We start from the raw sequence: 13253 nt of genomic DNA on the forward strand, positions 1-13253 counted from the left end.
CCCGTGCAACTACCAGGGAGTCTCCTCACCCCTCCCCCGCCCAGGCGGCGGCGCACAACGCTGTGGCCAGGGCCTCGGTGTAGCAGGCGGCGGCCAGCCAGGCGGTGGCGAAGCCGTCGTGGTCGTCGGCGAGGACCCGGCCGAACACGTCGCGGCGACGGCCGGCGGACTCGGCCCGCAGGCCGTCGAGCAGGTCGGCGGCCGTGGCCAGCCCGGCGGCGCGCAGCAGGCGGCGGTCAGCGGCGGCGGCCTCGCCGGGGGCGAGGGCGTGGCGGCCGGTGGTGACGGTCTGCGCGACGCGGCGGGCGAGGACGTGGACGGGCGGGCTCAACGGGGTTTCGGCGGTGGCGGGTTGGGGCTGCCGCAGCCCGGCCGGGGCGGGCAGGTCGGCGGTCTGGAGGCGTTCGAGGCCGAGGTTCGCGCGGCCCGCGCGGGCGGCGGGCAGGGTCGGGCCCTCGGCCTCCTCCCGTGCCGGGGTGCCGAGGGCGAGCAGGCGCAGCTCGGGGCGGTCGGCGCGCTCCAGGCGGCCGATCACCCGCAGGCGCAGCCCGGGGGCGGTGGCGAGCAGGGCGAGGTTCTCCCGGTACGGCAGCCCGGGGTGCTCGTGCCCGGCGGTCAGCGCGAGGACGAGGTTGCCGGGGCCGTCCGCCGTGCCGTCCTCGGGGCCGTTGTCTGCGGCGTTGTCTGCGGCGTTGTCTGCGATGTCGTCGCAGCGGGCGAGCAGCTGCGGGGCGCCGTCGGGGCCGGTGGGGGCCGCGCCGAGGAGGGTGACGTCCAGGAAGAGCAGGTCGGAGCCGGCCGGGCGGCTCTCGTACGGGGTCTCCTGCGCCGCGAGGGCCCGGGCGACCTGCTCGGCCACGGGGACGGCCCACAGCCGGGCCGCCGGCTCCGCCGTCCACGCCGCGCCCGTGGCGCGCACGGCCCGTACGGAGGCGCCCGCGCCGAGGCGGCCGGTGGCGGAGCGGGTGGCGCCCTGGACGGACAGGCCGGCGCGGCTGAACTCGCGGTGGCTGAGCGAGGCGTCGCCCAGGCGCACCGGCCGGCTGCCCGCGCCGACCGCCTGGCCGGGGGCGGCGGCCGCGTCGGTGTGCGGCATCACCTCGGCGAGGGTGCTCAGCCGCCCGTCCGCGTCCACCGCCCAGCTGAGCGTGCCGGCGTGGGTGGCGGTCAGGACCGGTTCGGCGAACAGGCCGTACAGGCGCAGCCCGCCCTCCGGCTCGTACGCCTGGCGGGCGGTGCCGCGCAGGTCGGCGAGCGGGGTGTGCCGCTGCTCGGCCGTCAGGGCGGTGGTGACGTCGAGCAGCTCCCGCAGGGCGGCGACGAGATCGACGAGCCGGTGCTCGGGGGCGCCGGAGCGGGCGGCGCGCAGGCGGCTCACCACGGCGACGGCCGCGGCGGCCGGGCGGTGCAGGCCGGCGAGCCGGGCGCCGTGGGCGGCGCGCAGCAGTTCGGCCTGGGCGACGGCCCCGGCCGCGCTCACCCCGGCGGCGAGCAGGGCGCCCGCGGCGCGGTGCAGGTGGCGGGCGGCGGCGAGTTCGGCGGGGGTGGGTTCGGCAGGGGCGGGTTCGGCGGCGTCGGGGGCCTGCGGTTCGGGCGCCCCGGGGCGGGGGCCGTCGGCCGGGGCTTCGGCGGGCTGCGCCGGGTCCGGGTCGGGCGCGCCTTCGGCGAGGGGGCACAGGGTGACGGCCGCGGCCCGGTGCACGCAGGCCGGGGCGAGGAGGCAGCCGCAGCGCACGTCGGCTGCCGTGGCGACCAGCCCGTCCGGGGCGTGGAGGACGAGAAGGGTCTCCTCGTCGACCTCCACCCGCCACTGGCCGTCGGCCCGGGTGGCCGGGCACCGGGCCAGTTTCGCGGCCGCGCCGTCCAGCCGCTTCTGCAGCCGGGCGCTCAGCCCGGCGACCACCTCGGCGACCACCTCGGGCCGCACGGCCGGCCAGTCGCCGGCGCTCGTCGTCACGCTCATCGGACCTTCTCCCCCACCCAGCGGGCCAGTTCCAGCGGGCTCAGCGCCGCCACGGGCATGCCGGCCGCGACCAGTTGGCCGGCGACCGCCTTCGAATAGCGGGCCGTGCCGGTGTCGTCCAGCGAGGCGCAGCCGAGCAGCTGCACGCCGGAGTCGACCAGGGCCCGGGTCTGGGCGAGCAGGGGGCCCAGCGGGCCGCCCTCCTCGAAGTCGCTGATCACCGCGACCAGGGTGCGCGAGGGCACCGTGACCATCGTGCGGGCGTAGCGCAGGCCGGCCGCGATGTCGGTGCCGCCGCCGACCCGGACCTCCAGCAGCAGGCCCAGCGGGTCGTCGACGCGTTCGGTCAGGTCGACGACCTCGGTGGAGAACGCGACGAAGTGGGTGCTCAGCGCGGGCACCCCGGCCAGGATCGCGGCGGTGAGCGCCGCCCAGACCGTCGAGGCCTCCATCGATCCGGAGACGTCGACGACGAGGACCAGGCGCCAGTCGTTCGCCTGCTTGGCCCGCGTCCGGAACACCGGGCGCTCGGGCACGATCAGGGTGCCTCCGTCGGGGCCGGGGCGGGCGGTGGCGAGGTTGGCGCGGATGGTGCGGTCGAGGTCGAGGCCGCCGCCGGGGCGGCGGGAGGGGCGCGGCACGGCGATGCCGGTCAGCGCGGGGCGCAGCCTGGTCGCGAGTTCGCGGCTCAGCTCGTCCACGAGGCGGCGCACCAGGGGGCGCAGCTTGGCCAGACGCGCCTCGGGGAGGCCGCCGGCGTGGTCGAGCACGGTGCGCAGCAGGTCGACGGAGGGCTGGACGGCGGCGGGGTCGATGGCCTCCAGGGCGTCGGTGCGGCCCCGGGCGACGGCGGCGGCGAGGACCTCCTCCCGTACGCCCGGGCCGAACAGCGCCTCCAGCTCCTCGGCCCACTCGCGGACTCCGGGGTAGGGCGCCTCGCGGCCGCCCCGGCTGCCGCGGCTGTCCAGGCCGGGGCCGGAGCCCTCGCCGTGGCCGGTGCCGTACAACTCGTCGAGTGCGGTGGCGAGTCGGGCGCCGCGGCCCTGCGGGGCGGCGGCGCCGGGGCGGCCGAGGAGCAGGCGCCAGCGGTCGGCGGGGGCGATGGCGTGGGGGGTGGCGGGTGTCGCCGGTGCGGCTGCTTCCTCGGTCTCGGGCTCGGCCTGCGGGTGTCCGGCCGTTCCCCGGATCAGTCCGCGGCGGGCGAGGGCGGCCCGGGCGGCGAGGTCGGCGCGGACCCAGCCGGCGAGGACGGCGGGGCCGGCCTCCTCGGGCAGGTCGGTGAGCCGGGCGCCGAGGCGCTCCTCGACGAGGGTCAGCAGGCGGTCCCGGGCGGCGGGGCTGAGGGTGTCGAAGCCGCCGCGCAGGGCGGGCAGGCGCGCGAGGAAGGCGTCGTCGGTGAGGGAGCCGACGCGCTCCAGCACGGGCTCCAGCGCCTCGGGGGCGCTGTCGAAGAGGCCCTCGGCGGCGGTGAGCAGCCCGACGAGGCTGCGCCCGAGCACGCGGCGGGCCTCCGGCCCGGTCGCCCCGTCGACCCAGGACGCGGCCCGCCCGCCCAGCACCTCCGGCGCCTCCTGCCCGAGCAGCACCCGCACGGCCCCGGCGGCGCCCCGCACCAACGGGCTCCCCCGCTCGGCGAGTTCGGCCAGCGCGTGCGCCAGTCTCACCCCGCCCCGCAGATCCGCCCGCCGCGCCAGCTCCACCAACGCCCGCGCGTCCCCGGGCTCGTCCGACCCGGCCACCCCCTCGACCTGCCGCACCGCCGCCACCGTCAACACCTCGACGGCGGCAGCGACCGGTCCGCCTTCGGTCGCCCCACGGCCGGACGCTCCGGCCGCGGCTGCGCCGGCGGCGGGCACTGCGACAGCGCCCGCCGCCGAAGTGGAACCGGCCGGCACGTGGGCGGCCGACGTGCCGGACTCGCCCCCGCGCGCATCGGCCTGCACGGGCGGGCCGGAGACGAGGACGCCCGCCCGGGCGTTGGCGCGCTCGGTGTCGAGGTCGGCCACCGGAACAACCACCGGCCCGAGCGCGGGCGCGCCGGTGCCGAGCGGGACGGCACCCGCCTGGGCGGAGGCGTGGCCGGGCTCCGAGGCGCCTGCTGATGGCGAGGTCGCCGCGATCTGGCCGGGCGCGGCGGAGCCGTCGCCCTGCCCGTCGGCACCAGGCAGCGCGATGTGCTCGCCTGCCCGGGCATCGACGCGTTCGCGGCCGATGCCAGCCGCCGAAGCGGTCGCCTCCCCTGGCGCAGGGGCGCCGTCAGCGGGCGTAGCCGCGCCCGGCGGGGACGCAGTCGGCTGGCTCTCGCCCTGCGCGGGCGTTGCGGGTGTGCCCGCCCGGGTGTTGGCGCGATCGGGGGCGGGGGTGCCCGGGAGGGTGGTGGGGTCGAGGGGGAGGTGGGAGGCGGTGAGGCGGTCGAGGAGGGTGAGGCCGGCGAGGAGGTCGGGGAGGGTGGCGGTGGTGGGGAGGACGGTGGTGAGTTGGGTGAGGCGGGTGGTGGCGAGGGCGGGGAGGGCGCAGGAGGCGGCGGCGGTGAGGCCGTCGATGATCTCGCGCGGGGTGGGCTGGTCGGTGAGCTGGGCGCGCAGGGCGCCTTCGGCGGCCTGGGCCGGGGTGACGCCTCGGGTGGAGGCGACGGTGAGCATGGCGGCGGTGGCCGGGGTCCAGTGGAGGGTCCAGCGGGTGCCGAGGGTTTCGAGGCCGCCGGCGCCGGTGGTGGGGACGGGCTCCGCGTAGGGGACGGCGCAGGCGGTGAGGCGGTGGAGGAGGATTTCGCGGCGGCGGTCGAGGGGGCTGCGCAGGGAGTCCAGGCGCAGGTCGCGGGGGCCGGGGTCGTCGGGGCCGGGGAGGCCGAGGTCGGCGAGGAGGGCCTCGACGGCGGGGGCGAGGCCGCTGCGCGGGGCGGCGGGGGTGGGGCGGCCGGTGCGGGTGCCGATGAGGACGCGTTCGAGGGCGCGGGCGACGGCCCGGCCCCGGCCGAGGGGTTCGCCCTGGGCGAGGACGGTCTGGACGGCTTCGACGAGTTCGCCGCGCCCGGGGGCGGCGTGGCCGCGCAGGCGGGCGAGGTCGCCGGCGAGGCGGACGATCTCGCGGGAGTCGGCGGGGCCGCTGGGGTGGTCGTCGGCGCGCAGGGCTGCGCTGATGCGCACGGCGGTCGTGGTGAGCGCGTCCTGGAGGCGGTGCGGGTCTCCGGCGGCGTCGAGGACGGTGTGCTGCCATTCCGGGTCGCGGATGCCGGCCGGGTAGCCGGAGCGGGCGTCGAGCAGTGGGTAGGTGTAGGGGATCAGGGACAGGACGTGGCCGGACTCGCCCGGGCCGGGGGCCCGGTCCTCGGAGGCGGGGCCGTCGAGGAGGGCGGGGGCGTGGAAGGCGCCGACGACGACGGCCGCGCGCCGCCCGCCTTCGGTGGCCTCCCGGATGCGGGCGCGCATCCAGGCTTCGCGCCGTGCGTCGTAGGGGTCGACGCCGGGGCCGGTCTCGGCGTCGTGGCGCATGGCCCAGCCGACGAGGAGGGCGGCGCGGCGGACGGCTTCGGGGGTGGAGCCGGGGGCGGCCGTCTCGACGAGGCGGTCCCACAGGTCGTCGTCACCGGCGCGGCCAGTGAGGCGGTGGCGCAGCGCGTCCCCGAGGCGGGGGCCGCCGCCCTCAGCTGCCGCCGGGGCGGCGGTGCGCGGGGCGCGGTGGGTGAGGGGCAGGTCGCAGGCGAGGGCGGGGACGCCGTGGCGTCGGGCCCAGCGCAGGGCGACGAGTTCCGGGGAGAAGTCGGCGAACGGGTAGAAGGCGGGCCCGCCGGCCTCGTCGGCGCCCGCGGGGGCGGCGGCGAGGGCGACGGGGGCGGTGGTCCGTTCGTCGGCGAGGTGGTCGAGCCAGGGCTGGAACTCGGCGGGGAGTTCGATCAGCACCGTCTCGGGGCGGGCGGCGTCGAGCAGCGCGGGCAGGACCGCGCTGAGGGACGGCGCGTGGTGGCGCACGCCGATCAGGTAGGGCCCGGGCCGGGCGGTGCCGGTGGCGGCGAGGCGGTCGGCGGCTGCCGTGACGAGGGCCTCGTCGGTCTCGGTGCGCGTCTGCGCGCTGCTCAACGTCCGCATGTGCTCAGGCCTCCAGTGCCGATCGAAGGTCCCACAGGGTGCGCCAGGTGGCGGCGCCCTGTTCGGCGCGGCGGCGCACCGGGCCGTCCCAGTAGCCGAGGAGCCGGGCCGCGTCGGCCGGGTCGTCCTTGCGGACGACGCCGAGGAGTTGGCCGGGCAGGCGGCCGAGGAGGTCGCCGCCGTCGGGCAGGTAGGCGGCGGTGACGCCGAGGGCGGTGGCGACGGAGACGGCCTCGGCGGTGCTCATGACCGTGGAGGGCCTCTCCACGTCCCAGCCTTCGGTGGAGCGGCCGGTGCGCAGGTCGCGGAAGGCGGTGACGAGGGCTTCGAGGACGGCGTCGTCCACGCCGTAGGCGGCGCCGGCGCGGGCGACGGCGGCCGTGGACTGGCGGCGGACGAGGTCGACCTCGGCGGCGAGGCTGCCGATGGGGCCGACCGTCTCGAAGTTGAAGCGCCGTTTGAGGGCGGCGGACATCTCGCTGACGCCCTTGTCGCGCAGGTTGGCGGTGGCGATCAGGGTGAAGCCGGCGGCGGCGTGCAGCTGGCCGTCCGGGGTGCCCGCCAACTCGGGGACGGCGATGCGGCGTTCGGAGAGCAGGGAGACGAGGGCGTCCTGCACCTCGGGCAGGCAGCGGGTGACCTCCTCGACCCGGGCGACGGCCCCGGTGGTCATGGCGGTGAGCACCGGGGAGGGGACGAGGGCGTCGCGGCTGGGGCCCTTGGCGAGCAGCAGGGCGTAGTTCCAGCCGTACTTGAGCTGGTCCTCGGTGGTGCCGGCGGTGCCCTGGACGGTGAGCGCGCTGGTGCCGCAGACGGCGGCGGCGAGCAGTTCGGAGAGCATGGACTTGGCGGTGCCGGGCTCGCCGACGAGGAGCAGGCCGCGCTCTCCGGCGAGGGTGACGACGCAGCGTTCGACGAGGGCGCGCTCGCCGACGAACTTCTCCTCGATGGCGAGGCTCTTGCGGCCGGCCTTGAGCTTCTCGCCGCCGCTGCCCATGACGAAGGTGACGACGGCGCGCGGGGTGAGCCGCCAGCCGGGCGGGCGGGGGCCGCTGTCGTGGGCGGCGAGGAACTCCAGTTCGGCGGCGTGCTTCTCCTCGGGCGGGACGATCTGCCGCTCGGGGACGCCGGGGACGCCGGGGGCAGTGGGCGTGGTGGGCGTGGTGGTGGTCATCGGCGGGCCTTCCTGCGCTTGCCGGTCTGGAGCTCTTCGTAGCCGGGGACGTCGCCGTCGAGGGTGCGCCGCCAGGCGAGGGCGAACAGCTCGGGGACGGGGTGGTGGGGCAGGGCCGGCTGGTGGGTGGCGGTGGGGTAGAGGGCGGACTTCCAGGTCTCGACGGGCAGGGCGGGGCTCTTGGCCTCCTGCCAGCCGCCGGGCAGGAAGAGGCTGCGGCCGGCGCGGGCGCGCTTGGCCTCCAGGACGAGGCCGGTGGCGGCGAGTTCGGCGCGGGCCTGCTTGAGGCGGGCGGGCTTCCAGCCCGTCCAGCGGGCGGTGTTGCGGTCGGTGGGGTCGGGCAGGGCGAGGAGTTGGAGGTAGAGGGCGGCCGCGTCCTCGGAGAGGCCGTGGGTGCGGGCGGCCTCGGCGACCAGCTCGGGCACGGAGTGCTGGGGGTTCTGCAGCCAGGCTCCGGCGGCGCCCTCCCCGGGGGTGGCGGCCGTCTCGGGGATGGTTCCGGCTTCGGGGGCGGCGACGAGGCGTTCGACCGCGCCGTCGATGACGGCGCCGACGGCGAGCTGGTCGCTGCCGTACCAGGAGCTGCCGCGCAGCCCGTCGATCAGGGCGAGCAGCGGGTCGTCCGAGCCGGTGAGGCCGGAGGGGCGCATCCACACCCATTCGGTTTCGCTGTTGTACGGGGTGAGGACGGCGGCCGGGCCGCAGTGGACGCGCCCGTCGGCGTCGGCGCCGCCTTCGGCGGGCAGGCCGTAGTGGGCGCGCAGGGCGGCGGCCATGGAGCCGCCCTTGGCGGTGTAGACGATGTGGAAGTCGAGGAGGAGCTCCGGGTCGGCGAGGCGGGTGCGCAGCCTGGCGGCGGCTTCGGGCAGCAGGGGGCGCAGCGGGCTGTCGGCGGGCAGGTGGTAGGCGAGCCAGCGCAGGGCCTGGACGCTCTGGTGGAGGTCTCCGCGGCCGGGGACGGCGGTGGCGTCCTCGGGTTCGAGGCGGCCGTTGCCGTCGGCGCTGGTGCGGAAGCGGGTGGTGCGGGCCATCCACGGGGTGGTGGCGGAGTTGAGGACGGCCTCGATGTGTTCGATGGAGGCGCCCTTGACGGCGGCCTGGGTGTCTTCGGGGAGGGTGACGAGCCGTCCGAAGTGGCGGGTCCAGGTCTCGGCGGCGGCGCGGACGTCGGGGCCGTCGGTCCACAGGGTCTTCGGGTCCTCCGTGAGGAGGGCGCCCCAGACGTCGTGGATGTGGGCGTAGGTGTGCCGGCGCAGCCATTCCTTGGCGGCCTGGGCCTCGCCGACCTTGAGGCCGAGTTCGGCGATGCGCTCGGCGGGCAGGTTGAGGCCGCTCCAGTGGAGGAGGGAGGGCGTGGGGCAGAGCAGGAGGGTGGCGCGGGCGGTGCCGATGCCGGTGAGGTCGGCGAAGGCCTCGGCGCGGGCGCGGTCGAAGGGGACGCTGCCGCGCAGGGCGGCGAGGCGCCAGAACCTCTCGACCCAGGCGGCGCCGATGCGTTCGTGGGTGTCGCGTTCGTCGACGGTGGTGAAGTGGGCGACGGGGCCGAACTCGCCGCTGGGGTCGTGGTCGACGGCGAGCCATTCGACGATGCCGTCGTTGTGGTGGTGGGTGGTCAGGGCGAGGACGACGACGGTGCGCCCGCCGCGGCGCAGCACCTGGCCCTGGCGGGGGATGGCCGGTTCGGCGCTGTGGCTGGGCTTGCCGGTCTCGCGCAGGGTGATCTGGCGCAGGGTGGCGCCGCGGTCCGCGAGGACGCCCTTGCTGAGTTCCCCGAGGAGGTAGACGAGGGAGGAGCGCAGGGCGGGCTCGGTGAGCGGGTTGGTGATGCCGAGGGCGATGACGTGGAGCCGGCCGAGCAGGCGCAGCCAGCCCTGGCTCTCGGGGCCGCCTTCGAGCGGGAGGGTGGCGGGGGTGGTCCAGTCGTCGCCCTGGGCGGGCGGCGGGTCGGCGAGGAGCCTGGTGACGGTGCGCAGGTTGGTGGCCGTCCACCAGCGGTTGCGCTGGTTCCAGCCGCCGCCGAAGCCTCCGAGGTCGGGGAGGACGGCGGTGACGGCCTCGCTGAGCTGCTGGTCGTCGGCGTGGTCGGGCCGGTACTCGGCGGTCTTGGCCTTGACGCGCCGGACGGCCTCGGGCTGGGTGACGAACCGGGAGACGCGGTCGAGCAGGTCGGCGGCGGCGCGGGCGCGGCCGGCGACTCCGGCGAGCAGCAGGGGGTGGCCGATGCCGGGCAGGAGTGCGGCGACGGCGGTGACGGGCAGGGTGGTGCGGCTGGGCTCGCCTTCCTGGGCGAGGCGGCGGCGTGCGCCGTGGACGGTGAGCCAGCGCTGCTCGTCCTCGGGGACGGGCCGGGTGTCGACGGGCCAGGCGGCGTCGACCAGTCGGGCGGCGAGGGCGTGGTCGACGCCGCGCAGGGCGCGGGAGCCGGCCTCGTCGCGGGGGCGCAGGCAGTGCCAGTGCTCGACGGGCGGGACGAGGGCGGTGCCGGCGGCGGCGAGGTGGCCGGGGCGGCAGGACTGGAGGTCGGCGGTGCGGTCGGCGGGGGCGGTCACGTCGGGCAGGGCGAGGGAGAGCCTGTCGCTGTGGTTCGTCCCGGAGGGGCCGAGGAGAACGGGGCGGCCCTCGCCGGGCAGGGCGAGCCGGCCGACGGCGACGGTCTCGGGGTGGTCGCCGGCGACGGGCAGGACGATGCGGTGCCCGCCGGCGGTGACGGTGGTGGCGGTGCGGCCGGGGTCGACGCGGACCCAGTGGCCGAGGACGGTGCCGTCGGTGCCGAGCGGGGTGTCCTCCAGGCCGGGCTGGAGGGGCATCAGCCGGGTGCTGCCCCAGTCGGGGCGGCCGTCCCGGGCGTTGGCGGCGATGACGGGCGGCTCGCAGGCGCGGCCGGTCGCGCCGGTGCGCGCGTCGAGCTCGTGGGGGCCGAAGGTGCCGTCGACGTGGCGCACCGTCCAGTGGCCGGTGCCGTCGCCGAGGACGAGGTACTCCTCGGGCAGGCGGGTGTCGCCGGCGTGCAGGGGGCGTTCGCCGTGGGTGCGGCCGCCGCCGGGCAGCGGGAGGGAGGGCTTCTCGGGCGTGATGTCGCCCCAGTGGTAGCCGGTGACGGTGGTGCCGACGATCTCGACGGTCTGGTCGGGGCGGCCGGACCAGTAGCCGACCTGCTTGTTGTCCTGCTGCCAGGTGACGAGGAGTTCGCCGTCGACGAAGCGGGTGCGGGGGCGGTTCCAGTGGTCGAGCTTGGGCAGGCGCAGGGTGTGGTCGAGGACGACGCCCTCGGGGCCGACGACGAGGGCGCGGCCCTTGCGGACGAGGACGAGGTGGGGCCAGGACTCCTCGATGTCCAGGCCCTTGAGGGCGCCTCCGCCGTAGCCGGGGGTGTCGGGCCTGTCCGGGGCCTCCCCGTCGGCCGGGTCTCCGGAGGTGGAAGCGGAGGCGGAGGCGGCTGCCGGGTCGACCGGGTCGGCGAGGGAGGCGACGGCCTCCTCCAGGGCGGGCCAGCCGAGTTCGTCGAGGATGCCCGCGCTGAGGGCGTCGGCGAGCAGCGCGGCGACGTCGAGGGCGGCGATCCGTTCGGCGGCGGCCGGGGCGATGTCGCGGACGGTGTCGCGGTGGGCGCCGAGGGAGCGGACGAGGTCGGCGGCGCCGGCCAGGCCGCGGGCGGCGGTGATCTCGTCGGCGCGCTCCTCGGCCCATTCGACGAACAGCTCCCGCAGCACGGGCAGTGCGGGCGCCTTGCGGACGACGGCGATGTCCCAGGCGGGCGGGGTGGAGGTGCGCAGCAGCGGCCGGAAGCGCTTGTCGGCGGCGAGGGCGGCGAGGGCGGCGCCGGTGTCGTCGCCCTGTTCGGCCCAGTGCTTGACGCCCAGGCGCAGGTCGGCGGGCGGGTCGGCGAGGGGGATGTCGGCGGCGAGCAGGAGGTCGAGGATGTCGAGGTGGTGGTACTCGCCGCGCAGGCCGGCGAAGGGGTCGACGGGGACGGCGTCCTCGCGCAGGCGCGGCGCCATCCGGTCGAGGAGGGCGAGGGTGGCGGGGCAGCGGGTGCGGGCGGGCCAGCCGCCGCGCAGGTGGCGGCACCAGGCGGCGAGCCAGGTGGCGGCGGGTTCGGCGCCTTCGGCGCGGGGGCCGGTGAGCTGCTCCTCGGCGCCGGTCTCGGCGAGCAGGGAGAGCCAGGCGGTGTCGCGTTCGGCGGCGTTGCCGCCGTCGGACTCGGGCAGCAGCTCGAGGAGGCGGGCGCGGACGGTGGGTTCGCGCTTGCCGAGTTCGACGATCCGGGCGTGCCAGGACTTCCAGAAGGCGGCGGGGGCGCGGTTGACGGCCGGGGAGTCGAGGAGTTCGGCGAGCAGGGCCTGTTCGGCCTCGTCGCGGTCGAGGCCGGCGGCGCGGATGAGGGCGCGGGCGTCCTCGGCGACTCCGGCGTAGGGGGCCATGCCGGCGGCGGAGCGCTCGGTGCACAGCTGGCGGAAGCGCTGCCAGGCGGTGAGCGGGTCGAGGCGCTTGGAGAGCTCCTTGACGTACTGGCGCAGGGCCTTGACGGTGAGGGCGCCGGCGAGGGCGAACTCGAGGAAGACGGCGCGCAGCCGCTCCTCGTCGACGGTCAGGCCGTGGGTGCGCTCGGCCTCGCGGGCCTTGCCGAACCAGGCGGCGGCGTAGGTCTGGTTGCCCTGGGCGAGGAAGACGCGGCCGACCTCCTCGCAGTAGGTGGGCAGGAAGTGCGGGACGGTGCGGCCCAGGCGGGTGGCGAGCTCGCCGAAGCCGTCCTTGGCGGCGCCGGGCTTGGACTTGACCTGGCGGGCGAGCCGTTCCATCTCCTTGACGAGGGCGAGGGCGTGGTGGCCGTTGGCGGGGTCGTTGACGAGGGCCCAGGCGGGGAAGCCGAGGGCCTCCTGGCGGACCTGGCCGACCTCGGCGGGTTCGCTCTCGGGGGTGAGGCCGAGGAAGTCGAGGGCGGCGTCCTCGGCGGGGCCGAGCGCGCCGGGGACGAGCCGGACGACGCGGCGGCCGTCCAGGGCGGGGTGGGCGTAGGTGCGGGCGGTGAGCACGTCGGCGGCGGAGTCGGGGCGGCCGGCGTCGGGCAGGGTGCCGGCGGGCAGGACGGCTCCGGCGTCGAGCAGGGCAGCCGCGGTGACGGCGCCCGCGGCGCCGCCTGCGGTGGTGGTGGCGGTCATTCGGTTTCCTCCCCGGTGATCGTGCGGCCCGCGTACAGGGCGGCGGCCATGCGCATGCCCTCGGACCAGGCGACGGGCCCGACCTCGGACAGCGGCAGGGCGCGGCCGTCCGGGCCGGCCCAGCTGAGCGGGCCCGTCTCGCAGGCGTCGTACTCGTAGTAGTCGCCGACCCAGACGCGGGCCTCGACGGTGCGCCCGCCCTCGGTGACGGGCTGGACGGCGTAGCCGCCGCGCACGCGGCAGCCGAGGCGGGTGCATCGGCCGACGAGCTCGCGCAGCTCGCGGTAGCGGCCGCCGGCGTACTCGTCGACGACGGTGCCCGCGGGGGTCTCGGCGGGCTTGTGCCAGACCTCGCGGTAGAGCTGCTGGACGCGCTGGGAGACGCCGAGTTCGACGGCGAACTCGCGCAGCTCCTCGAGGTCGGGCAGCAGGACGGGGTGGGGTATGAGGACCTCGCCGTCGGTGAGCCGGACGGTGTCCCCGTCGAGGTCGACGAGGCCGAGGCCGCGTTCGGCGTCGGCTCCGCGCAGGAAGCCGGTGACGGAGCCGTCGGGGCCGGTGACGACGAGGTCGCGCAGGACGGCCTGCCAGGACTCGTCGGCCCAGACGGCGGTGAGCACGGCGGCGGGCACCGGCAGGGAGCGGACCATCCATCGCTCGGCGTCGTCCAGGCAGCGCCGGTCGTGGCCCTGGAGCCACTCGGCGAGCTGCTTGAGCTGGGTGACCACCGGGTCGTCGTTGAGTTTGGACGGGAGGGACTTCAGGTCGCGGCCGGCCGCGTTGCGGCACAGCACCCTGCCCTCCTCGTCGAGCGTGACGCGGTAGCCCCCCGCGCCCGTCTCCACCCATGCCACGGCCGTACTCCTCCCACC

General features: G+C 77.6%; 5 protein-coding genes. All 5 read right to left on the reverse strand.

Translation table 11 applies throughout. The features are described from left to right. Positions 1-25: 25 nt before the first annotated feature. The 5 genes from ACIRRS_RS03115 to ACIRRS_RS03135 are packed head-to-tail and all read right to left on the reverse strand — an operon-like array spanning position 26 to position 13235. On the reverse strand, positions 26-1963 hold the full coding sequence (locus tag ACIRRS_RS03115; protein ID WP_402964110.1) for a hypothetical protein: 1938 nt from the start codon (positions 1961-1963) through the stop codon (positions 26-28). Next, positions 1960-6048 (reverse strand): DUF5682 family protein, encoded by a 4089-nt coding sequence (locus ACIRRS_RS03120; RefSeq protein WP_402964113.1) that lies wholly within the window; start codon positions 6046-6048, stop codon positions 1960-1962. Before ACIRRS_RS03120 ends, ACIRRS_RS03115 begins: the two co-directional genes overlap by 4 nt. A gap of 4 nt (positions 6049-6052) precedes the next feature. Continuing rightward, entirely contained in the window at positions 6053-7222 is a 1170-nt protein-coding gene (locus ACIRRS_RS03125) for an AAA family ATPase (RefSeq protein WP_402964116.1), read from the reverse strand. After that, entirely contained in the window at positions 7219-12381 is a 5163-nt protein-coding gene (locus ACIRRS_RS03130; RefSeq protein ID WP_402964119.1) for a hypothetical protein, read from the reverse strand. The genes ACIRRS_RS03125 and ACIRRS_RS03130 overlap by 4 nt, the downstream gene beginning before the upstream one ends. Next, on the reverse strand, positions 12378-13235 hold the full coding sequence (locus ACIRRS_RS03135) for a DUF4132 domain-containing protein (RefSeq protein WP_402964121.1): 858 nt from the start codon (positions 13233-13235) through the stop codon (positions 12378-12380). Before ACIRRS_RS03135 ends, ACIRRS_RS03130 begins: the two co-directional genes overlap by 4 nt. Between the last annotated feature and the right edge of the window lie 18 nt (positions 13236-13253).

The organism is Kitasatospora sp. NPDC101183 (assembly GCF_044767945.1).
Taxonomy (GTDB): Bacteria; Actinomycetota; Actinomycetes; order Streptomycetales; family Streptomycetaceae; genus Kitasatospora.